We start from the raw sequence: 22,132 nt of genomic DNA on the forward strand, positions 1-22,132 counted from the left end.
GATGAGATTAGTCCTCCTTCGCAGGACCGTTCGCGTTCACCGGAGTTGAGTTCCCATCACGCTGCGGAACCGGGTGCGGACGGACCGGAAACCCGTCACCGGAAGGATTCGTGCAGCGTCCCACCAATCGGGACACAAGGACACGCGCGCGGCGCCCGAAAGGAGGCGGACAGCATGCTACGGGCCTCTTGTCGACCCCTTGGTGAGTGGGGAACGTCACACCCACATGTAGGGAGACGAGTACCGGAATTCGGCCATACGGCGAGCTGCGAATTCGTTCGGACATCCGCGAAGGTGTTTTTCCCGCGCGACGCGGCACGCTGGGTGAACGGTTAGCGCATTTCTGTCATCAGGCCACGCAGAAATGACAGGTCCACGTCCTCGAGGCTGGGGACGACGGTCCGCCGGAAGGCCGGGGGGATGGGGGCGACCGAGGGGACGGCGACGACCCGGCAGCCTGCGGCTTCCGCGGCGGCGACGCCGGTGGCGGTGTCCTCGATGACGGCGCACCGGGCCGGGTCCGCGCCGAGTCCGGCGGCGGCCAGCAGGTAGGGGTCGGGGTGCGGCTTGGTGCGCAGGACCTCGTCGCCCGCCACGGAGAGGGCGAAGTGCTGGGGGCCGAGCGTGGTCAGGACGCGGTCGATGATGCGGCGGTGCGAGGCGGAGACCAGGGCGGTCGGGATCCGCTGCTCGGACAGTTCGGCCAGCAGCCGTGCGGCGCCCGGCATCAGGGGCAGCGCGCCGTCGATACGGGCCTCGAAGCCCTGGTTGAGCAGGGTGGTGATCTCGGCGAGGGGGATGGAGGCGCCGGTGGCCTCGATGAGGAAGCCCGCGCTGCGGGTCATGGGGCCGCCGACGACGACATGTCTCCAGGACTCGTCGAGCGTGTGTCCGAGGGCGGCGAATACCTCCACCTCGACGTCCCACCAGAAGCCCTCGGTGTCCACCAGGGTTCCGTCCATGTCCAGGAGCACGGCCTGCAGGGCCGAGCCTTCGGCCATACGGGTTCCGAGCGCCGGTACCGTGCTGGTCATCCGCGCATACCTCCTAGAGGGGACGATCAGGCCGGTTCCCACACGGGGAACCGGCCTGCGATGGACCGATAATTGTACGACGCCCACAACGGAAACGCGCGCACGAACCGCCCGCGGCTCAGGTCCGCGGGGCCGCCCGGCCGCCCGGGGCCAGGACGGACCCGGGTCAGCGGGCGTTGAAGTACTTGGCTTCCGGGTGGTGGATGACGATGGCGTCGGTGGACTGCTCGGGGTGGAGCTGGAACTCCTCGGAGAGGTGGACGCCGATGCGTTCGGGACGCAGGAGATCGGCGATCTTGGCGCGGTCCTCCAGATCGGGGCAGGCTCCGTAGCCGAGGGAGAAGCGGGCGCCCCGGTACTTCAGGGCGAACATGTCCTCCATGTCGGCCGGGTCCTCACCGCCGAAGCCCAGCTCGGCACGCACGCGGGCGTGCCAGTACTCGGCGAGCGCCTCGGCCAGCTGCACGGACAGCCCGTGCAGCTCCAGGTAGTCGCGGTAGGAGTCGGCGGCGAACAGCCGCGCGGTCTCCTCGCCGATCCGGGAGCCGACGGTGACCACCTGGAAGCCGACCACGTCCTGCTCCCCCGACTCCTCCGGGCGGAAGAAGTCCGCCAGGCACAGCCGGCGGCCGCGCCGCTGGCGGGGGAAGGTGAAGCGGGTGCGCTCGTTGCCCCGCTCGTCCAGGATGATCAGATCGTCGTCCTTGGACACGCAGGGGAAGTAGCCGTAGACCACCGCGGCCTCCAGCAGGCTGTCCGTCTGGAGCCGCTCCAGCAGGCCGCGCAGCCGGGGCCGGCCCTCGGTCTCGACGAGTTCCTCGTAGGTGGGCCCGGCGCCGGTGCGGGCCTGCTTCAGCCCCCACTGGCCCTTGAACAGGGCGCCCTCGTCCAGCCAGGACGCGTACTCCTTGAGCTGGATGCCCTTGATCACCCGGGTACCGCGGAACGGCGGCTCGGGGACCGGGTTGTCGGTGGCCACGTCGGAGCGGACGTGCCCCTCCTCCGGGCGCTGCTCCTCCACGGCCTGGGCTGTGGCGGTCCGCACCCGCCGCTGCCTGAGTTCGGGCAGCTTCGCGCCGGGCACGCCCCGCTTGACCCCGATCAGGGCGTCCATCAGGCGCAGGCCCTCGAACGCGTCACGGGCGTAGCGGACCTCCCCGTCGTACAGCTCGTACAGGTCCTGCTCGACGTAGGCGCGGGTCAGAGCGGCGCCGCCGAGGATGACCGGGTAGCCGGTCGCCAGGCCGCGGGCGTTCAGCTCCTCCAGGTTCTCCTTCATGATCACCGTGGACTTCACCAGCAGCCCGGACATGCCGATCACGTCGGCCCTGTGCTCCTCGGCGGCCTCCAGGATCGCCGAGACGGGCTGCTTGATGCCCAGGTTGACCACGTTGTAGCCGTTGTTGGACAGGATGATGTCGACGAGGTTCTTGCCGATGTCGTGCACATCGCCGCGTACGGTCGCCAGCACGATCGTGCCCTTGCCCGCCTCGTCGGTCTTCTCCATGTGCGGCTCCAGGTGGGCGACCGCGGTCTTCATCACCTCGGCCGACTGGAGCACGAACGGCAGCTGCATCTGGCCGGAGCCGAACAGCTCACCGACCACCTTCATGCCGTCCAGCAGGGTGTCGTTGACGATGTCCAGGGCCTTGCGCGTGCTCAGGGCCTCGTCGAGGTCCCGCTCCAGGCCGTTCTTCTCACCGTCGATGATCCGCCGCTTGAGCCGCTCCTCCAGCGGCAGCGCGGCCAGCTCCTCGGCCTTGCCCGCCTTCAGCGACTTCGCCGTGGCGCCCTCGAAGAGCTGCATGAGCTTCTGCAGCGGGTCGTAGCCCTCGCGGCGTCGGTCGTGGATCAGGTCGAGCGCGGTGGTGACCTGCTCCTCGTCGAAGCGGGCGATCGGCAGGATCTTGCTCGCGTGCACGATCGCCGAGTCCAGGCCCGCCTTGACGCACTCGTCCAGGAACACGCTGTTCAGCAGGATCCGCGCGGCCGGGTTCAGGCCGAAGGAGATGTTCGAGAGGCCCAGCGTGGTCTGCACGTCCGGGTGCCGCCGCTTCAGCTCCCTGATGCCCTCGATGGTGGCCACACCGTCGCCCCGGGACTCCTCCTGGCCGGTGCAGATGGTGAAGGTCAGGCAGTCGACGAGGATGTCCTCCTCCCGGATGCCCCAGTTGCCGGTCAGGTCCTCGATCAGCCGCTCGGCGATCTCCACCTTCTTCTCGGCGGTGCGGGCCTGGCCCTCCTCGTCGATGGTCAGCGCGATCAGCGCCGCCCCGTGCTCCCGCGCCAGGGCCGTCACCCGCGCGAACCGCGACTCGGGCCCGTCGCCGTCCTCGTAGTTCACCGAGTTGATCACCGCGCGGCCGCCGAGCTGCTCCAGCCCGGCCCGGATCACGTCCACCTCGGTGGAGTCCAGCACGATCGGCAGCGTCGAGGCCGTGGCGAACCGGCCCGCCAGCTCGCGCATGTCCGCGACCCCGTCCCGGCCGACGTAGTCCACGCACAGGTCCAGCATGTGCGCGCCCTCGCGGATCTGGTCGCGGGCCAGCTCCACGCAGTCGTCCCAGCGGCCCTCGAGCATGGCCTCGCGGAACTTCTTCGAACCGTTGGCGTTCGTCCGCTCGCCGATCGCCAGGTATGAGGTGTCCTGCCGGAAGGTCACCGTCTGGTACAGGGAGGCCGCGCCCGGCTCCGGACGCGGGCTGCGCTCGACCGGGGACAGGTCACGCACCCGCTCGACCACCTGGCGCAGGTGCTCCGGTGTGGTGCCGCAGCAGCCGCCGACCAGGGACAGTCCGTAGTCGCGCACGAAGTGCCCCTGCGCGTCGGCCAGTTCCGGCGCCGTCAGCGGGTAGTGCGCGCCGTCCTTGGTGAGTACGGGGAGGCCGGCGTTCGGCATGCACGACAGCGGGATGCGCGAGTGCCGGGACAGGTAGCGCAGGTGCTCACTCATCTCGGCGGGGCCGGTCGCGCAGTTCAGGCCGATCATGTCGACGCCCAGCGGTTCCAGCGCCGTCAGCGCGGCGCCGATCTCCGAGCCCAGCAGCATGGTGCCGGTCGTCTCCACCGTGACCGACACGATCAGCGGGACCTCGTACCCGGCGGTCTCCATCGCGCGGCGGGCCGCGATGACGGAGGCCTTGGTCTGGAGCAGGTCCTGGGTGGTCTCCACGAGCAGCGCGTCCGCGCCCCCGGCGAGCAGACCCTCGGCGTTCTGCCGGTAGGCGTCGCGGATGGCGGCGAAGGTGGTGTGGCCCAGTGTCGGCAGCTTCGTGCCCGGGCCCATGGAACCCAGCACCCAGCGCGGGCGGCCGTCCACGGCGGTGCACGCGTCCGCCGCCTCGCGGGCGATACGGGCACCCGCCTCGGACAGCTCGGCGACCCGCTCGGGGATGTCGTACTCGCCCAGGGCGGTCAGGTTGGCCCCGAACGTGTTGGTCTCCACGCAGTCCACGCCGACCTCGAAGTAGGCGGAGTGGACCGAACGGACGATGTCGGGGCGGGTGACGTTCAGGACCTCGTTGCAGCCCTCCAACTGCTGGAAGTCCTCCATCGAGGGGTCCTGGGCCTGGAGCATGGTGCCCATCGCTCCGTCGGCGACCACCACACGGGTGGCGAGTGCCTCACGCAGGGCGGACGCGCGGGTCCGGCTGTCGGCGGAAGGGGTCGGCGGCAACGCGGCCATGAAGGGGCTCCCTCGGTGTGCGACGGCTGTCGGCTTTGCGCCTTGCCGTGAAGCGAGCAGGGCTCACTCCGGGGCGAGGCGCACGCCGCCAGGGTAGCCGGGACCGGCCCCTGGCGGACGCGGCGTCCACCAAGCGGACGAGGATGGCGGCCGGAAGACCCCCGGGTGGCCGGGTCGCGCACCAGGTGCCGGCCGGGCATTGGCGGGGGATCGGCGCGGACCGGTAGTGTTCGGCATTGCCGAACGGGCGCTACGGCGACAGTCGCGGCGCCGGCGGTCGAAGGGGACGGAGGCAGGACGGCGATGGCACGGAACATCCAGTCGCTCGAGCGGGCGGCCGCGATGCTGCGGTTGCTGGCGGGCGGTGAGCGGCGGCTGGGCCTGTCGGACATCGCCTCCTCACTGGGCCTCGCGAAGGGCACCGCCCACGGCATCCTGCGCACCCTCCAGCACGAGGGCTTCGTCGAACAGGACGAGGCCTCCGGGCGCTACCAGCTCGGCGCGGAGCTGCTGCGCCTGGGCACCACCTATCTCGACGTGCACGAACTGCGGGCGCGTGCCCTGGTGTGGACGGACGATCTGGCCCGGTCCAGCGGGGAGAGCGTCTACCTGGGAGTGCTCCACCAGCACGGCGTGCTGATCGTGCACCACGTCTTCCGCCCGGACGACAGCCGGCAGGTGCTGGAGATCGGCGCGATGCAGCCGCTGCACTGCACGGCTCTGGGCAAGGTGCTGGCGGCGTACGACCCGGTGGCGCACAGCGAGGCGGTCGAGGCCGACCGCAAGGCGTTCACGGACCGGACCGTGTGCGGGATCGACGGCTTCGAGCACATCCTCGACGTCACGCGCGCGCGTGGGTACGCCGCCGACGTGGAGGAGACCTGGGAGGGCGTCGCCTCCATCGCCGCCCCCATCCACGACCGGCGGCGCATGCCGGTCGGCGCGGTCGGCATCACCGGCGCCGTGGAGCGCGTCTGCCGTGACGGCGAACTGCGCCACGACCTGGTGGCAGCGGTACGCGACTGCGCCCGCGCGGTCTCCCGGGACCTGGGCGCGGGCCGCTTCTGAACCGTCCGGACCGCGGGCCTCTGCGCGTGGGCCGCTCCTGACCCGGCCGAGCTGCAGGCCTCTACGCGCGGGCCGTTTCTGACCCAGCCGGGCCCCAGACCTCTCCGCACGAGCCGCTCCTGAGCGGGCCGGGCCGCAGACCTCTGCGCGCGGGCCGCCTCTGAGCCGGGGCCGAGGCCGTCGGCGTCCGCGCGCGGGTCGCTCCTGAGCGGGGCCGGGGCGCAGGCCTCTGCGCGCGGGCCGTTTGTGACCGGGCCGCACCGCGGACCTGTGCGCGCCAGCCGCTTCCGAACCGGCCGAAGCCGCCGGCTCCGCGCGCGGACCTCTGCCTGCCGTACGACGGGGCCGGTGCGCCGCCGGACGCACCGGTCTTTGCCGTGCCCGCACGGCGGGGACCGAAGCCCTCGCGGCGGGCCGCCGCGCCCGCACGGCGAGAGCCACCGCCCCAGTACTCCCCGCCGGGCGCGGTCCGCCGGCGGTCGGAACGCACCGGCCCCGGCGGCTGTGACGGACGGTAGTGATCGTGGTTCGGATGGTGAGAGGCCTTGACGGTTGGGAAACGTGGGGCGAGACTCCCGTCCAACGGTCGGCATTGTCGAACAGCTTGCGGCAATACGCGCTACGGTGTGACAACGCCATGGGCCGGCATCGCCCTCACCCACGAGGGCGCGAGCCCCCGGCAGGAGGGACCCGGGGTTTCGGCCACCTCTGGACGAAGGACAAAGGAGTCGCGGGTGTCCAGCTCCGACATCTTCATCGGCGAGACCATCGGTACCGCCGTACTCATCCTGCTCGGCGGCGGCGTCTGCGCCGCGGTGACGCTGAAGGGCTCCAAGGCCCGCAACACCGGCTGGCTCGCCATCGCCTTCGGGTGGGGGTTCGCCGTGATGACGGCCGTGTACATCTCGGGCCCGCTCTCCGGCGCCCACCTCAACCCGGCCGTGACCGTCGCCCTGGCCATCAAGAACAGCGACTGGACGGACGTTCCGACCTATCTCGGCGGCCAGATGCTCGGCGCCGTGATCGGCGCGGCCCTGGTCTGGGTCGCCTACTACGGTCAGTTCCACGCCCACCTCACCGACCGGGAGATCGTCGGCGGCCCCGGCGCCCAGACCACCGCCGCCAAGGCGGTCGAGGCCCAGGAGAAGGGCGCGGGCCCCGTCCTCGGCATCTTCTCCACCGGCCCCGAGATCCGGCACGCCGTGCAGAACCTCGCCACGGAGATCGTCGGCACCGTCGTGCTGATCCTCGCCGTCCTCACCCAGGGCCTGAACGACCAGGGCAACGGCCTCGGCGTCCTCGGCGGTCTGATCACCGCCCTCGTCGTCGTCTCCATCGGCCTCTCCCTCGGCGGTCCCACGGGCTACGCCATCAACCCGGCCCGCGACCTCGGCCCGCGCATCGTCCACGCCCTGCTGCCCCTGCCCAACAAGGGCGGCTCCGACTGGGGCTACGCCTGGATCCCGGTGGTCGGCCCGCTCATCGGCGGCGCCGTCGGCGCGGGCATCTACAACGCCGCCTTCGCCTGACGGGCACCGCGCCGCACCGGAACGCCGTCCTCCCGCCCCATCGACCACGGACCACAGGAGCAGACAAGTGACCGACGCCCACACCGCCGGCCTCGCATCCCACGGCGAAGGGCCCTTCATCGCCGCCATCGACCAGGGCACCACCTCGAGCCGCTGCATCGTCTTCGACCGGGACGGCCGGATCGTCTCCGTCGACCAGAAGGAACACGAACAGATCTTCCCCAGGCCGGGCTGGGTCGAACACGACGCCACCGAGATCTGGACCAACGTTCAGGAGGTCGTCGCCGGAGCCATCGCGAAGGCCGGCATCACCCGCGACGACATCAAGGCCATCGGCATCACCAACCAGCGCGAGACCACCGTGCTCTGGGACCGGAACACCGGCGAGCCCGTCCACAACGCCATCGTCTGGCAGGACACCCGCACCGACGCCCTGTGCAAGGAGCTGGGCCGCAACGTCGGCCAGGACCGCTTCCGGCGCGAGACCGGCCTCCCCCTCGCCTCCTACTTCGCCGGCCCCAAGGCCCGCTGGCTGCTCGACAACGTCGAGGGCCTGCGCGAGCGCGCCGAGGCGGGCGACCTGCTCTTCGGCACCATGGACACCTGGGTCATCTGGAACCTCACCGGCGGCACGGACGGCGGCAGGCACGTCACCGACGTCACCAACGCGTCCCGGACCCTCCTGATGAACCTGCACACCATGGAGTGGGACCAGAAGATCGCCGAGTCGATCGGCGTGCCGACACGGATCCTGCCCGAGATCCGCTCCTCCGCCGAGGTCTACGGCGAGATCAAGGGCGGCGGGCTGGGCGACCTGCTCGGCGGCATCCCGGTCGCCTCCGCGCTCGGCGACCAGCAGGCGGCCCTGTTCGGCCAGACCTGCTTCGCCGAGGGCGAGACCAAGTCGACGTACGGCACCGGCACCTTCATGGTGATGAACACCGGCGACAAGATCATCAACTCCTACAGCGGACTGCTGACCACCGTCGGCTACCGGATCGGCGACGACAAGCCGGTCTACGCCCTGGAGGGCTCGATCGCCGTCACCGGCTCCCTGGTGCAGTGGATGCGCGACCAGATGGGCCTGATCTCCACCGCCGCCGAGATCGAGACGCTCGCGCTCTCGGTCGAGGACAACGGTGGCGCCTACTTCGTCCCGGCCTTCTCCGGCCTGTTCGCCCCGTACTGGCGCTCCGACGCGCGCGGTGTCATCGCCGGCCTGACCCGGTACGTGACCAAGGCGCACCTCGCGCGCGCCGTCCTGGAGGCCACCGCCTGGCAGACGCGGGAGATCGCGGACGCCATGACCAAGGACTCCGGAGTCGAGCTGACGGCGCTGAAGGTCGACGGCGGCATGACCTCCAACAACCTGCTGATGCAGACACTCTCGGACTTCCTCGACGCACCCGTGGTGCGCCCGATGGTCGCCGAGACCACCTGCCTCGGCGCCGCCTACGCCGCAGGTCTGGCCGTCGGCTTCTGGAGCAGCACCGAGGATCTGCGCGCCAACTGGCGCCGGGCCGCCGAGTGGACGCCCCGCATGGACGCGGACATCCGCGACCGCGAGTACAAGAACTGGCTCAAGGCCGTCGAGCGGACCATGGGCTGGCTCGACGACGAGAGCTGACGAGAGCCGACGAGGAGCAAGAACAAGCGATGACCGGTCAGTCCACCCTGCAGTCCGTGCCCGCCCTGGGGACGGTGCCCTCCTTCGGCCCGAACCCGAGCCGTGCCGAGACCCGGGAACAGCTCTCGAAGGCCGCCTACGACCTCCTCGTGATCGGCGGCGGCATCCTGGGCATCTCCACCGCCTGGCACGCCGCGCAGTCCGGTCTCAGGGTGGCCCTGGTCGACGCCGGCGACTTCGCCGGCGCCACCTCCTCCGCCTCCTCCAAGCTGCTCCACGGAGGCCTGCGCTACCTGCAGACCGGCGCGGTGCGGCTGGTGGCGGAGAACCACTTCGAGCGCCGTGCGGTCTCCCGCCGGGTGGCCCCCCACCTGGCGAACCCGCTCACCTTCTACCTGCCCGTGTACAAGGGCGGGCCGCACGGCGCGGCGAAGCTCGGGGCCGGCGTGTTCGCCTACTCCGCGCTGTCCGCCTTCGGCGACGGCGTCGGCCACCTGCTCAGTCCGGCGAAGGCCGCGCAGGACGTGCCGGAGCTGCGCACCGAGAACCTCAGGGCCGTGGCCGTCTACGGCGACGACCAGATGAACGACGCGCGCATGGCCCTGATGACGGTCCGCGCCGCTGTCGAGTCGGGCGCGGTCGTCCTCAACCACGCCGAGGTGACCGGCCTGCGCCTCACCCGGGGCCGGGTCACCGGCGCCGAGCTGAGGGACCGGCTGTCCGGCGAGGAGTTCGGGGTGAACGCCCGTCTGGTGCTGAACGCGACCGGACCGTGGGTCGACCATCTGCGCCGCATGGAGGACCCGAACGCGGCGCCGTCCATCCGCCTGTCCAAGGGCGCGCACCTGGTGCTGAGGCGCACCTCCCCATGGAAGGCCGCGCTGGCCACTCCGATCGACAAGTACCGCATCACGTTCGCCCTCCCCTGGGAGGACATGCTGCTGCTCGGCACGACCGACGAGGAGTACGAGGGCGACCCGGCCGACGTCGCGGTCGACGACAAGGACGTCGCCCAGATACTCGACGAGGCCGCGTTCTCCGTCCGCGACCAGCAGCTCGACCGCGACCTGATCACGTACGCCTTCGCCGGGCTGCGGGTGCTGCCGGGCGGCCCCGGGGGCACCGCCAGGGCCAGGCGCGAGACGGTGGTGACCGAGGGCCGGGGCGGCATGCTGTCCGTGGCGGGCGGCAAGTGGACCACCTTCCGGCACATCGGCCGCACCGTGATGAGGCAGCTGGAGTCGCTGCCGGGCGCCCCGCTGGGCGAGGGCCTCGAACCGGTCTCCTCGCTGCCGAGGAAGCTGCCGCTGCCGGGCATCGCCAACCCGCGCGCGGTCGCCCACCGGCTCCTGGTGGACCGTCCGGCGTCCGGCCCGCGCATGGCCGCCGACACCGCCAGGCACCTGGCCACGCACTACGGTTCGCTGGCCTTCGACATCGCCCGGCTGGCCAATGAGAACCCGGAACTGGGCGAGCGCGTCCACCCGGACGCCCCGGAGATCTGGGCGCAGGTCGTCTGGGCGCGCGACCACGAGTGGGCCCGGACGACGGACGACGTGCTGCGCCGGCGTACGACACTGACGATCCGCGGCCTGGCCACGGACGAGGTGCGGGCGAAGGTGCGGGACCTCCTCGACGGTAGGTGACCCGGCCTGGCCACCATGGGGTGTTCGAAGGACTCGGACGGGGCAGTGATCCGTTCACTCCCCCGTGCAAGGGGGCTGCGGACGCCCCCGCCGAACGCCGTAAGGTTGGTGGGTCAGGCGAGGGCACGTCGGAAGGAGGCGCTGGGTGATCGAGCTCGAGGGGGTTCCCGAGCTGATCGACCCGGTCATGGTGGCCGCGTTCGAGGGCTGGAACGATGCCGGCGACGCCGCCTCCACCGCGGTCGCGCATCTGGAGAGGGAGTGGAAGGGCGAGGTCTTCGCGGCACTGGACGCCGAGGACTACTACGACTTCCAGGTCAACCGTCCCACCGTGTTCATGGACGGCGGCGTGCGCAAGATCACCTGGCCGACGACCAGGTTGTCGGTGGTGCGCGTCGGCGGGGACAAGCCGCGCGACCTGGTGCTGGTCCGCGGCGTCGAACCGTCCATGCGCTGGCGCTCGTTCTGCAACGAGCTGCTCGGCTTCGCGCACGAGCTGGGCGTGGAGCTGGTCGTCATCCTGGGCGCGCTGCTCGGCGACACCCCGCACACGCGTCCGGTCCCGATCAGCGGGACCACGTCGGATGCGGATCTGGCCCGCCGCATGGACCTGGAGGAGACCAAGTACGAGGGGCCGACGGGCATCGTCGGAATCCTCCAGGAGGCCTGCACGCACGCGGGTGTCCCGGCCGTGTCGCTGTGGGCGGCGGTCCCGCACTACGTGTCCCAGCCGCCGAATCCGAAGGCGACGCTGGCCCTCCTGAACCGTCTGGAGGACCTGCTCGACCTGCGCATTCCGCTGGGTGAGCTGCCGGAGGACGCGCGTGCCTGGCAGGTGGGCGTGGACCAGCTCGCCGCCGAGGACAGCGAGGTCGCGGAGTACGTCCAGACGCTGGAGGAGGCCCGCGACACCGCCGAGCTGCCCGAGGCGTCGGGCGAGGCGATCGCCCGTGAGTTCGAGCGGTATCTGCGCCGCCGGGACGGCGGCGGCCCGTCGCCGGGCGGCCATGCCACGGCGGACGGCGGCGACGGCGGCTCGTATCTGCGGGACGGCTCCGGTGGCCGGTCCCGGCCGCCGCGACCGCCTAAGGCGGAGTCGGACGAGGGCGACGCCGGGAACGACTCGTCGGAGGAGTGAACGGATCAGGGGCGGTGCGCTTGGTGCGCACCGCCCCTGATGCCGTGTCGGGCCGTCCGGGTCAGACAGCCACGCCCAGCAGGGCGTCCACGGCACGCGAGACGAGGCCGGGGGCGCCGGTGTCCTCTCCGCCACGCTCCTGCTGAAGGGCCGCCCAGCGGTCGACCGCGGCGAGAGCCGCCGGGGCGTTCAGATCGTCGGCGAGGGCGTCGCGGATCTCCTCGACCAGCGCGTCCGCGGACGGACCGTCGGGCCGGGAGACGGCCGAGCGCCAGCGGTCCAGACGCTCGACGGCGTCCCGGAGCACCTGGTCGGTCCACTCCCAGTCGGAGCGGTAGTGGTGGGCGAGGAGCGCGAGGCGGATCGCGGCGGGGTCGACGCCGTCGCGCCTGAGCTTCGACACGAAGACGAGGTTGCCCTTGGACTTCGACATCTTCTCGCCGTCGAGGGCGACCATGCCGGCGTGGACGTACGCCTTGGCCATGGGGAACTCGCCGGTGAGCACCTGGGCGTGCGAGGCGCCCATCTCGTGGTGCGGGAAGGCGAGGTCGGAGCCGCCGCCCTGCACATCGAAGCTCATGCCGAGGTGGTCAAGGGCGATGGCGACGCACTCGATGTGCCAGCCGGGCCGGCCGCGGCCGAGGGAGCCGCCGTCCCAGCTCGGCTCGCCGTCGCGGGCAGCCATCCACAGCATCGGGTCGAGCGGGTTCTTCTTGCCGGGGCGGTCCGGGTCGCCGCCGCGCTCGGCGGACAGCAGCCGCATGGCCGCCGCGTCCAGGCGGGAGACCTCGCCGAAGTGGGGGTCGGACTCGACGGAGAAGTAGACGTCGCCCTCGAGTTCGTAGGCCGCACCCAGGTCACGCAGTCTCTCGACCAGCGGGACGATGCCGGGTATGGCCTCCACGGCGCCGATGTAGTGCCGGGGCGGCAGCATCCGCAGGGCCGTCATGTCCTCGCGGAACAGCGCGGTCTCCTGCTCGGCCAGCTCCACCCAGTCGACGTCGTCGCGCTGCGCCCGCTCCAGCAGGGGATCGTCGACGTCGGTCACGTTCTGGACGTAGTGCACCTGCCGCTTGGTGTCGAGCCACACGCGCTGCACGAGGTCGAACGCGTTGTAGGTCGCCGCGTGCCCCATGTGGGTGGCGTCGTACGGCGTGATGCCGCAGACATAGATACGGGCGACGGGGCCGGGGTCGAGAGTGACCAGACCACCGGTCGCGGTGTCGTGGATCCTGAGGTCGCGGCCCTCACCAGGCAGGGCGGGGACTTCGGAAGCGGGCCAGGCATGCATGTCATGAGCGTAACCGGACCGCGGTCCCGTCTTCGAACCGGACCACCCCGAAAGGTGGTCGGCCCATCCGCTCTCGGCCAGTCCCCCTCTGCTTTCAGACAGGCGGCCACGGGATCGCCGGCCAGTCCCCGGCCGGCTCCGGGTGGGCGCCTGAGGTGAGCAGTGCGGTCACCCGTGCCCGGGTCGCGTCGAGTTCGGCCGGGGTGATCAGGGCGGCCAGCCGGGCCGCGAGCGCGGCGCCGTCGCTGAGGGCCTCCCGCAGCACCTCGAGGACGGCCAGGACCTCCGGCGGCAGGGGGTCGCCCGCCCAGCCCCACAGCAGGGTGCGCAGCTTGTTCTCGACGTTGAAGGTGACGCCGTGGTCGATCCCGTAGAGGTGCCCGTCGGTGGTCGGCAGCAGATGGCCGCCCTTGCGGTCGGCGTTGTTGATCACCGCGTCGAGGACGGCAAGACGGCGCAGCCGCTCGTCGTCGGCGTGCACCAGCAGGGCCGTACGCCCCTCGCCGACCTCGGCGAAGCCGATCGCCTTCCACCCCGGGCCGGGTTCCTCGGCGTCCAGCAGCGCGAGCAGCTCGGCCTCGGGGGTCGCCTCGATCCACAGCTGGACCATGCCCTCGCCGTACGGGCCGTCGCGCAGCACGGTGGGCGGCACCAGGGACCAGCCGGTCGCCTCGGAGACCTCGTACGCCGCCACCTCGCGCGCGGCGAGGGTGCCGTCGGGGAAGTCCCACAGCGGCCGCTCACCGGCGACCGGCTTGTACACGCAGGACGCCTCACGGCCGTCCAAGGCGACCGTGCAGAACAGTGCCGCGTTGGAGGCCTCGCGGATGCGGCCGCGCACGGTCAGCTCACCGTGGGCGAGCAGTTCGGCGGCCTCGGCGCCGGGCGTCACGCGCCGCGGCGGTATCCGTTCTGGCGCGGACATACGTGTCCTTCCGGGTCGAGCGGGAGACTGCACAGCGGGCACGGCGGCCGCCCGGCGTTGACGACGTCGAGGGCGCGCTTGGCGAAGGCCCTCGCCTGCGCGCCGGTGAGCCGGACCCGCAGCATCGGGGGGCCGTTCTCCTCGTCCTGGAGCAGCCGCTCCTCGGCCTCGGCGAGGTCCTCCTCGGACTCCGCGTCGAGCTCGACGAGGGCCTGCGCCTCGACGATCATGCGCTGTTCCTCGCCGTCCCAGGCGAGCGCCATGGTGCCCACCCGGAACTCCTCCTCGACGGGAGTGTCCAGCGGGTCGCTGTCGGCGATCTCGGTGGGCGCCATGGCGGGCACGGAGGCGCTGCCGCCGCTGCGGCGCAGCACCTCGTCCAGCAGTTCGTCCATGCGCTCGGCGAGCGCGGCGACCTGGGTCTTCTCCAGGGCCACGCTGGTCACCCGGGGGCCCGCGGCGGCCTGGAGGAAGAACGTACGGCGCCCGGGCAGCCCGACCGTGCCGGCCACGAAGCGGTCCGGGGGGTCGTAGAGGAACACCTGACGGGACACGTCCTGTCTCCATGGGAATCGTGAGTACGTCTGAATGGGGAAGTCGAGGGCGACCGCTTCACCCTACTGCGGCCGACGATCACGGTGCGCCCGCGCCGCCCCCGACCGGTGCGTCGCCGCCTTCCTGCTCCTCGCGCGGTGCCAGGGACGCGAAGTCCCCGGTGTCGCCGAGCCGCACCAGGAAGGGCCGCAACCGGGTGTAGCGGATCGCGGTGACGGAACAGGGTTCGACGGAGATCCTCTGGAAGAGGTCCAGATGAAGTCCGAGCGCCTCCGCGACGAGGGACTTGATGATGTCACCGTGGGAGCACATGAGGTAGACGGCGTCGGCGCCGTGGTCGCGCTCCACGCGCGCGTTCCACTCGCGCACCGCCTCGGCGGCGCGGGTCTGCATCGCGCGCATGGACTCGCCGCCGGGGAACGCGGCGGCCGAGGGGTGCGCCTGCACCACCTCCATCAGCGGCTCGTCCTTGAGTTCGGCGAGCTTGCGGCCGGACCAGTCGCCGTAGTCGCACTCGCCGATCCGCTGGTCCGTGTGCGCGGTCAGTTCCGGCCGGGAGTCCAGCAGCGGTCCCACGGTCTCCCGGCAGCGCTGGAGCGGACTGGTGACGACTTCGGCGATCGGCAGTCCGTCGAGCCGCCCCGGCAGCGCCGCGGCCTGTGCGGTGCCGCGTTCGTCCAGGGCGACCCCGGGGGTCCAGCCGGCGAGCAGCCCGGCGGTGTTGGCGGTGGAGCGTCCGTGCCTGACGAGGATCAGCGTGGGCATGCGGCCAGGGTAGGCGTACGGACGCTTCGGGTGGTGACCGGACGAAGGGAGAACACACTCTGTGATCGTCGACTGCGCCGTCTATCGCGACGGCCACCGCACATCGGGCTCCGGCGGCCTCTTTGGTGCCCTGGCCGCGGCACGGGCCGCCGGGGGTTTCGTGTGGGTGGGGCTGCACGAGCCGAGCGAGGAGGAGTTCGGCCTGGTCAGCGAGGAGTTCTCGCTGCATCCCCTGGCGGTCGAGGACGCCCTGAAGGCACATCAGCGGCCCAAGCTGGAGGTCTACGAGGACTCGCTGTTCGTGGTGCTCAAGCCCGTGGAGTACGAGCCGCGCGGCGACGCCGTCTCCACCGGCGAGATCATGATCTTCCTGGGCGACTCGTTCGTGGTGACGGTCCGCCATGGCGAGGGCGACGGGCCGGCCGCCGTGCGGCACCGTCTCGAACAGGAGCCGGAGATACTCGGCCACGGCCCGACCGCCGTGCTGTACGCGATCGCCGACGCCACCGTCGACCACTACCTGGACGTGGCCGCCGGGCTCCAGACGGACCTGGAGGAACTGGAGGCGGAGGTCTTCTCGCCGGACGGGGGCTCGCGGAACTCCGCGTCACGTATCTACGCCTTCAAGCGCCGGGTCACGGAGTTCCGGCGGGCGACGGGCCCGTTGGCGCTGCCGATGTCCCGCCTGGGCGGCACCGGCACGGGTCTGTTCAACCCTGCGGTGCCGTTCGTGGACGACCGTGCGCGGCCCTTCTTCCGGGACGTCAGTGACCATCTGAGCCGGGTCAACGACTCGGTGGAGAGCCTGGACCGGCTGGTCTCGGACGTCCTGTCGGCGCACCTCGCGCAGACCGGCGTCCAGCAGAACGACGACATGCGGAAGATCTCCGCGTGGGCGGCCATGGCCGCGGTGCCGACGATGATCGCCGGCATCTACGGCATGAACTTCACGCACATGCCCGAGCTGCGCCGCCTCTGGTCCTACCCGGCCGTGATCCTGCTGATGGCCCTTCTGGAGATGCTGCTGTACCGGCTGTTCAAACGACGGGGCTGGCTGTAGGGCCCACCGGCCGCTCGGAGACGCACACGACGTGGACGCCGGACGTGCGGAGCACCTGGCCGGGCGGAACAAGGCCGGGCGCAGGCGTAACCGGGCGGCGGCCGGCGCGTTGTTCTCCGTGACGGCCGTGGCGGGGAAGACCCCCGAGCCCCCACCACGGCCGCGAAAAGCTCCCGGACGTGCCGCCCGCCCTTGTCGCGGCGGGCGGTCACGCCAGCCCGGAGCGCTCCAGGGCCTCGGTGCCGGCCCGGAGCGAGGCGAGCCGCTCCTCCAGCGTGAAACCCGCGGGGGCGAGCGTCAGCGTGGTCACCCCGGCCGCCGCGTAGGCCTCCATGCGGTCCGCGATCCGGTCGACGGAGCCGAGCAGCGTGGTCTGGTCGATGAGCTGCTGCGGTACGGCGGCCGCGGCGGCCTGCTTGTCGCCGGACAGGTACTTGTCCTGGATCTCGGCGGCCTCCTTCTCGTAGCCCATGCGGCGGGCGAGCTGGTTGTAGAAGTTCTGCTTGCGGCTGCCCATGCCGCCCACGTACAGCGCGGTGTAGGGGCGGAAGGTGTCGGCGAGGCGGGACACGTCCTTGTCGTCGCCGACGGCCAGCGGCAGGGTCGGGCAGACGTCGAAGCCGTCCAGGGTCAGGCCGGCCTTCTCGCGGCCCGCGCGCAGGTGCTTGACGGCGGTCTCCTCCAGATGGTCGGCGGAGGGGAAGATGAGCAGCGCGCCGTCGGCGATCTCGCCGGTCTGCTCCAGGTTCTTCGGGCCGATGGCGGCGATGTAGAGCGGGATGTGCTCACGCTGCGGGTGCACGGTCAGCTTGATCGGCTTGCCGGGGCCGCCCGGCAGCGGCAGCGTCCAGTGCTCGCCGTCGTACGTCAGCCGCTCCCGCGTCATCGCCCTGCGGACGATCTCGACGTACTCGCGGGTGCGGGCCAGCGGCTTGTCGAACTTCACGCCGTACCAGCCCTCGGACACCTGCGGTCCCGACACGCCGAGGCCGAGCCGGAAGCGGCCGCCGGACAGCGAGTCCAGCGTGGCGGCCGTCATCGCCGTCATCGCGGGCTGCCGGGCGGGGATCTGGAAGATGGCCGAGCCCACGTCGATGCGCTCGGTCTGTGCGGCGACCCAGGTGAGCACGGTGGCGGCGTCCGAGCCGTAGGCCTCGGCGGCCCAGCACACGGCGTATCCGAGTTGGTCCGCCTCCTGCGCGACGGCCAGGTTGTCCGCGTCCATGCCGGCACCCCAGTAGCCGAGGTTGATCCCGAGCTGCATGCCGTTCCCCTTACCCATCAGTAACGTCCGTTGTGCGGGGAACACTAGCGCGGCCCCGCGGCCCACGGCAGTGCACGACCTGCGGTACGGCGGGTTCGCGGCGCCTGCCCGGAGGGCGGAAACCGGGTTGTCCACAGGTCACCCACGTGTCGGCCGTGGCCAGTAATCTCGCGACCATGGAGCAGAGGCATCTCGGCCGTACGGGCCTTCGCGTGTCCCGCATCGGCCTCGGCACCCTCACCTGGGGCCGGGACACCGACGAGCACGACGCCGCGGACATGCTGAAGGTGTTCTGGGAGGCGGGCGGCACCCTCGTCGACACGGCGGACGTCTACGGCGACGGACAGGCCGAGTATCTGCTCGGGCGGCTCATGGAGGGTCTCGTGCCCCGCCGTGACCTGGTCCTCTCGACCAAGGCGGGCAGCGTGCCGGACCCGGACCGGCGCTTCGACGGCTCCCGCGGCCATCTGCTGGCGGCGCTGGACGCCTCCCTCGCCCGCCTCGGCACGGACTACGTCGACGTGTGGCACGTCCACGCCTTCGACCCGCACACGCCGCTGGAGGAGACCCTGCACGCGGTCGACCTCGCCGTCGGCAGCGGCCGGGTGCGCTACGCGGGCGTCTCCAACTTCTGCGGCTGGCAACTGGCCAAGGCGGCGACCTGGCAGCTCGCGGCGCCCGGCGCCCGGACGCGGCTGGCGAGCACGCAGATGGAGTACTCGCTGCTGCAACGCGGCGTGGAACGCGAGGTGCTGCCCGCCGCGCTGGACCTGGGCGTCGGTCTGCTGCCGTCCTCACCGCTGGGCCGGGGCGTGCTGACCGGCAAGTACCGCAACGCGACACCGCCGGACTCGCGGGGCGCCTCGGAGCACCTGGCGCCGTTCGTCGAGCCGTACCTGGACGACACCGCGGGCCGCATCGTGGACGCGGTGTCCACGGCGGCGGACGGGCTGGCGGTGACCCCGCTCGAGGTGGCCCTCGCCTGGATCCGGGACCGGCCCGGCGTGGCCGCGCCGATCGTCGGCACCCGCAACGCGCAGCAGCTCACGGCCGTGCTGTCAGTGGAGGCGCTTAGTCTTCCTGACGAGATCTGCCGGGCCCTCGACGACGTGTCGGAGCCCGTGCACCGCTATCCCGATCACGACTGGAGCACGCTGTGAGCACGGAGCCGGAGACCACGGAACAGACCGGGCCTGGCACCCCGGACCCCGGGGCGGACAACGGCCCGCGCCACGACGGCCCGGTCGTGGAGGGCGGTACGCCGGGGGGCGGTGCGGAGGCCGACGCGGGCGACGGCGCGCCGGATGCCGGGGGGACGGGCGCCGCTCCGGACTCGGACGGCGGCCCGGAGGGCAACGCGGGCGACGGCGGCTTGGCGGACGACGGGCAGTCGGATGCCGAGACGGACGAGCGGTCGGACGCGGAGGAGGCCGAGCGGGCAGGCGCGGAGGACGGACTGCCCGGCACGGAGGCGGACGGGCGGGCCGACGCGTCGGCGGACGGCGCGGACGGCTCACCCGCGGACAGCGCGGGCGACGGTGGCTCCGCGGTCGACGGGCAGTCGGACGCCGGGGAGGACGGACGGGCCGGCGCGGAGGCGGGTGGCTCGGGCGGGAGGTCTGAGGCCGAGGCCGAGTTGGCGGCTCAGCGGGTCGAGCGGCAACGGATCGAGCAGCGGAAGGCCGAGCGGAAGGGGCCGATCGAGAGCGGCGGCAGGCTCAGCGGTACCGCGGCCGACCTGCTGGCCGCCGTGCGGGCCGTGGAGAGCGGTGAGAAGCCCGCGGCCACCGTCTTCGCCGAGCCCGAGCCCGCACCGCGCCGCCCGGCCCCCGAAACGGCACGGCGGCCGATGACCGAAGCCCCCGAGCCCGCCGGCGAACCCGCCGCTCCGGAGCCTCGGACCGTCGAGGCGGTGCGCCGGGTGCTGGCCCGGGGCGGCGCCCCGGAGACGCTCGCGCCGCAGGTCGCCGCGGCTCTCGGCGAGGGCGCGGAGGAGCGGCTGCATGAGGACCCCTGGCAGCTGCTGCACGTCAGCGGTGTGCGGCCGGAGCAGGCCGACGGATTCGCGCGCGCCCTGCTCGGCGCGGAGTGCGGGCCTGACGACGAGCGCCGCGGGCGGGCCTTCACCGTGTGGCTGCTGGAGCAGGCCGCCCTCGCAGGGCACACGGCCCTGGAGGCCCCGGCACTGACCGCCGCCCTGGCCAAGCGGGCGGTGCCAGATCCCGAGGTGGCCCTGAACGCCACGCTGGCGGAGGGCGAGGCCCTGGCGTTCCAGGACGCCCTGGAGGACGCCCCGGCCGCCGAGGAGGCGGACGAGGACGGCGAGCGCCCGGTGCGCGTGCTCGTCGGCCTGGAGCGGTACGCGCTCGCCGAGGAGAGCCTGGCCGACGGACTCGCCCGCCTGATCAACTCCACGCCGAAGGAAGGCGGTTCGGCCCCGGACTGGGAGCGGGCCGCCGCCTCCGCCCAGGGCTCGGCCGCCGAGTTGCTCCGCGTCGCTGCCGGGCACTGCCTGGTGCTGCACACCGGCGGGGAGGCGTCCCGCGTGGAGCCCGCGCGGCTGCTGGGCGAGGCACAGCGCCTCGGACTGCGCGCCTGGGCCGCCGCCCACAGCCCACTCGGCCGGGACGGCTTCGGGCAGCTCCTACGGCGGCTCCCGCAAGCACAGGAGGCACAGGAGTCGCAGGCACCCGCTGAGGCGTCCGCGCCCCCCGTCGCCACGGTGGCCGGACTGCTGTCCGGCGCCGAGGGCCCCGGCCGGGACAAGGACGGCTCCCTCGCCCTCGACCTCCTCGTCGTGCTCGACGCGCCCCAGCTGGACGTCGAGGCGGCGGCCCTGCTGGTGGAGTCGCTGCCGGACGGGGCGCGGCTGGTGCTGGCCGGGGATCCGACCGTGCTGTGGTCCGTGGGACCGGGACGGGTGTTCGCGGATCTGCTGGCGGCGCGGGTGTGCCCGCAGATCGCCTCGCGCGTGCCGGACCCGGGCCCGCTGGGCGAGCTGGTCTCCGGCATCGGCGTGGGCGAGCTGAACCAGGTGGCGGCGCCCGGCAAGGAGGTCGTGATCGTCCCGGTGCGGGACGCGGGCGAGGCCGTGCACCGGACCGTGCAGCTCGTCGCGGACTCGGTGCCGCGGGCGATCGGCATCCCGGCCGAGCAGACCGTGGTGATCACCCCCGGTCACGGTGGCGCGGCCGGCACGCGCGTGCTGAACGCGGCGCTGAAGGAGCGACTCAACCCGGGGCCCGGCCGCTTCGGCGGTTTCGACCCGGGCGACCGGATCGCCTACTCCCCCGCCCCGGGCCGTACGCTGCCCGGTCATGTGGTGAAGGCCGACGCCGAGGGGCTGCACCTGTCCTGTTCAGGTGCCCACGTGGTGGTCCCGAAGGAGCGGGTGGAGACACGTCTGCGGCACGGGTGGGCGCTGACCGCGCATCAGGCGGTGGGCGGCCGGTGGCCGGCGGTGGTCGTGGTGCTGCCCGGCGACGCGGCACAGGCGCTCAGCCGCCCGTGGGTCTGCACGGCGTTCAGCAGGGCCGCCCGGCATCTGTCCGTGGTGCACGGCGTGGAGCAGGCGCTCCCGCGGGCCGTCGCCGAGGTCCCGGCCAAGCCCCGTACGACCCGTCTGCCCGCCCTGCTCCGGCCTCCGGCGCAGGACCCCGGGACCCAGGAGGGGACGGCCGGCTGACCGCCCGGCACACACGACTCGGCCGCCGCGGACCCACCCGGCGCGCGGCCGGGCGGACCGGCCGGCCGCCGGTCCGCCGACGGCCTCAGCGGTCGTTCGCCTCCAGCGGTTCCAGGTCCTCGTCGTCGAGGGGCGCGTTGAAGTCGTCCTCGTCGAGGTCCTCGTCCTCATCCTCATCGAGGTCGTCGTCGAGGGGCGCGTTGAAGTCGTCCTCTTCGTCGAAGACCGCGCTGACGTCGAAGCGGCACACGACCCGTTCCGGATCGACGTGCTCGAAGGGGGCGTCCAGCCAGTCGCCCGGGTCGGCGGGCTCGTCCGCGGCGGTGACCCACAGCGTGGAGTCGCCCTCCTCCAGGCCGAACTCCTTGTGCCGGGAGGCGATCTCGTCCGGTTCGAACTCGCCGAACAGGATGCCGATCGCCCCGTGCACCGTGCCGGAGGCGCCCTCGGCGGTGCCCAGGACGGCGTCGGAGTCCGCGGCCTCCACCCGCTGCGCCTGCGCCAATAGCCGCTGCGGCTCGGCCACCGCGTAGTCGCGGCGGATCAGCACGCTGATCGCGTTCGGTTCCTCGGGACCCGTGTACGGCGGCAGCGAGTCGTCACCGGGGATCTCGAAGGGCGTGACCTCGTCGTAGCGGTCGTAGAGCAGCTCGTCGTACGCCTCCGCGGCCGCGGCCAGCTGGTTGAACGCCTCGTAGACGGCCGGGTCCTCGTCCCCCGACCGGCGTTCGACCGCGGCCAGGTGGCGGTCGAGCGCGGTCTTGACCGCCTCGGCGGCGGCGCGTACCTCGGCAGCGGTGGGCTGCGCAGCATCAGACATAGTGCAGACGCTATCCGTACCGGGCCCCAGCCCGCACAAT

General features: G+C 72.4%; 16 protein-coding genes. 8 read left to right on the forward strand and 8 right to left on the reverse strand.

Annotated elements, in window-relative coordinates; all coding sequences use genetic code 11:
• Positions 1–332: 332 nt before the first annotated feature.
• Entirely contained in the window at positions 333–1,034 is a 702-nt protein-coding gene (locus OIE49_RS08455; protein WP_326801775.1) for an HAD family hydrolase, read from the reverse strand.
• Positions 1,035–1,200: 166 nt separating this feature from the next.
• Positions 1,201–4,719: a methionine synthase gene (metH, locus tag OIE49_RS08460; protein WP_326801776.1), complete on the reverse strand. Its 3,519-nt coding sequence runs from the start codon at positions 4,717–4,719 to the stop codon at positions 1,201–1,203.
• Between the two features lie 303 nt (positions 4,720–5,022).
• Between metH and OIE49_RS08465 the strand changes: the two genes are divergently transcribed.
• The 5 genes from OIE49_RS08465 to OIE49_RS08485 all read left to right on the forward strand — a co-directional run bounded on the left by OIE49_RS08465 (position 5,023) and on the right by OIE49_RS08485 (position 11,727).
• Complete coding sequence (locus OIE49_RS08465; RefSeq protein WP_100567742.1) at positions 5,023–5,787, forward strand: IclR family transcriptional regulator; 765 nt, start codon at positions 5,023–5,025, stop codon at positions 5,785–5,787.
• Positions 5,788–6,521: 734 nt separating this feature from the next.
• Positions 6,522–7,316, forward strand: coding sequence for an MIP/aquaporin family protein (locus OIE49_RS08470; RefSeq protein ID WP_326801777.1), 795 nt, complete (start codon positions 6,522–6,524; stop codon positions 7,314–7,316).
• Between the two features lie 67 nt (positions 7,317–7,383).
• Positions 7,384–8,943 carry a glycerol kinase GlpK gene (gene glpK, locus OIE49_RS08475; protein WP_326801778.1) on the forward strand — a complete coding sequence of 520 codons (1,560 nt, stop codon included), beginning with the start codon at positions 7,384–7,386 and terminating at the stop codon, positions 8,941–8,943.
• Positions 8,944–8,972: 29 nt separating this feature from the next.
• Positions 8,973–10,589, forward strand: a complete 1,617-nt coding sequence (locus OIE49_RS08480) for a glycerol-3-phosphate dehydrogenase/oxidase (protein WP_326801779.1) — start codon at positions 8,973–8,975, stop codon at positions 10,587–10,589.
• A gap of 145 nt (positions 10,590–10,734) precedes the next feature.
• Positions 10,735–11,727 carry a PAC2 family protein gene (locus OIE49_RS08485; RefSeq protein ID WP_326801780.1) on the forward strand — a complete coding sequence of 331 codons (993 nt, stop codon included), beginning with the start codon at positions 10,735–10,737 and terminating at the stop codon, positions 11,725–11,727.
• Between the two features lie 61 nt (positions 11,728–11,788).
• Here the strand turns inward: OIE49_RS08485 and mshC are convergent, their stop codons facing one another.
• The 4 genes from mshC to OIE49_RS08505 form a co-directional block, all read right to left on the reverse strand.
• A complete protein-coding gene (gene mshC, locus OIE49_RS08490; protein ID WP_326801781.1) occupies positions 11,789–13,018 on the reverse strand; it encodes a cysteine--1-D-myo-inosityl 2-amino-2-deoxy-alpha-D-glucopyranoside ligase in 1,230 nt (409 codons plus the stop codon).
• 94 nt (positions 13,019–13,112) lie between these two features.
• Positions 13,113–13,943, reverse strand: coding sequence for an SCO1664 family protein (locus OIE49_RS08495; RefSeq protein WP_326801782.1), 831 nt, complete (start codon positions 13,941–13,943; stop codon positions 13,113–13,115).
• Positions 13,907–14,497, reverse strand: coding sequence for a DUF3090 domain-containing protein (locus OIE49_RS08500; RefSeq protein ID WP_326801783.1), 591 nt, complete (start codon positions 14,495–14,497; stop codon positions 13,907–13,909). The genes OIE49_RS08495 and OIE49_RS08500 overlap by 37 nt, the downstream gene beginning before the upstream one ends.
• A 79-nt stretch (positions 14,498–14,576) precedes the next feature.
• Positions 14,577–15,263 carry a histidine phosphatase family protein gene (locus OIE49_RS08505; protein ID WP_326801784.1) on the reverse strand — a complete coding sequence of 229 codons (687 nt, stop codon included), beginning with the start codon at positions 15,261–15,263 and terminating at the stop codon, positions 14,577–14,579.
• A 61-nt stretch (positions 15,264–15,324) separates the two neighbouring features.
• Here OIE49_RS08505 and OIE49_RS08510 point away from each other — a divergent pair, with 61 nt between their 5' ends.
• The gene (locus OIE49_RS08510) at positions 15,325–16,323 is read left to right on the forward strand and encodes a magnesium and cobalt transport protein CorA (protein WP_326801785.1); all 999 of its coding nucleotides are present in this window, start codon (positions 15,325–15,327) and stop codon (positions 16,321–16,323) included.
• 208 nt (positions 16,324–16,531) lie between these two features.
• Here OIE49_RS08510 and OIE49_RS08515 read toward each other — a convergent pair whose 3' ends face one another.
• Complete coding sequence (locus OIE49_RS08515) at positions 16,532–17,587, reverse strand: LLM class F420-dependent oxidoreductase (protein WP_326801786.1); 1,056 nt, start codon at positions 17,585–17,587, stop codon at positions 16,532–16,534.
• Between the two features lie 176 nt (positions 17,588–17,763).
• Between OIE49_RS08515 and OIE49_RS08520 the strand changes: the two genes are divergently transcribed.
• On the forward strand, positions 17,764–18,747 hold the full coding sequence (locus OIE49_RS08520; RefSeq protein WP_100567966.1) for an aldo/keto reductase: 984 nt from the start codon (positions 17,764–17,766) through the stop codon (positions 18,745–18,747).
• Entirely contained in the window at positions 18,744–21,272 is a 2,529-nt protein-coding gene (locus OIE49_RS08525; RefSeq protein ID WP_326801787.1) for a helix-hairpin-helix domain-containing protein, read from the forward strand. The genes OIE49_RS08520 and OIE49_RS08525 overlap by 4 nt, the downstream gene beginning before the upstream one ends.
• A gap of 85 nt (positions 21,273–21,357) precedes the next feature.
• Here the strand turns inward: OIE49_RS08525 and OIE49_RS08530 are convergent, their stop codons facing one another.
• Complete coding sequence (locus tag OIE49_RS08530) at positions 21,358–22,092, reverse strand: hypothetical protein (RefSeq protein ID WP_326801788.1); 735 nt, start codon at positions 22,090–22,092, stop codon at positions 21,358–21,360.
• Positions 22,093–22,132: the final 40 nt, after the last annotated feature.

The sequence above is a fragment of the Streptomyces sp. NBC_01788 genome (genome assembly GCF_035917575.1).
Lineage (GTDB): Bacteria > Actinomycetota > Actinomycetes > Streptomycetales > Streptomycetaceae > Streptomyces.

Coding starts and splice junctions, on each gene's coding strand:
- OIE49_RS08495 (WP_326801782.1), bottom strand. CDS start 13,943: ATGTCCGCGCCAGAACGGATACCGCCGCGGCGCGTGACGCCCGGCGCC.
- OIE49_RS08505 (WP_326801784.1), bottom strand. CDS start 15,263: ATGCCCACGCTGATCCTCGTCAGGCACGGACGCTCCACCGCCAACACC.
- OIE49_RS08520 (WP_100567966.1), top strand. CDS start 17,764: ATGGAGCAGAGGCATCTCGGCCGTACGGGCCTTCGCGTGTCCCGCATC.
- OIE49_RS08480 (WP_326801779.1), top strand. CDS start 8,973: ATGACCGGTCAGTCCACCCTGCAGTCCGTGCCCGCCCTGGGGACGGTG.
- OIE49_RS08530 (WP_326801788.1), bottom strand. CDS start 22,092: ATGTCTGATGCTGCGCAGCCCACCGCTGCCGAGGTACGCGCCGCCGCC.
- OIE49_RS08455 (WP_326801775.1), bottom strand. CDS start 1,034: ATGACCAGCACGGTACCGGCGCTCGGAACCCGTATGGCCGAAGGCTCG.
- OIE49_RS08515 (WP_326801786.1), bottom strand. CDS start 17,587: ATGCAGCTCGGGATCAACCTCGGCTACTGGGGTGCCGGCATGGACGCG.
- mshC (WP_326801781.1), bottom strand. CDS start 13,018: ATGCATGCCTGGCCCGCTTCCGAAGTCCCCGCCCTGCCTGGTGAGGGC.
- OIE49_RS08465 (WP_100567742.1), top strand. CDS start 5,023: ATGGCACGGAACATCCAGTCGCTCGAGCGGGCGGCCGCGATGCTGCGG.
- metH (WP_326801776.1), bottom strand. CDS start 4,719: ATGGCCGCGTTGCCGCCGACCCCTTCCGCCGACAGCCGGACCCGCGCG.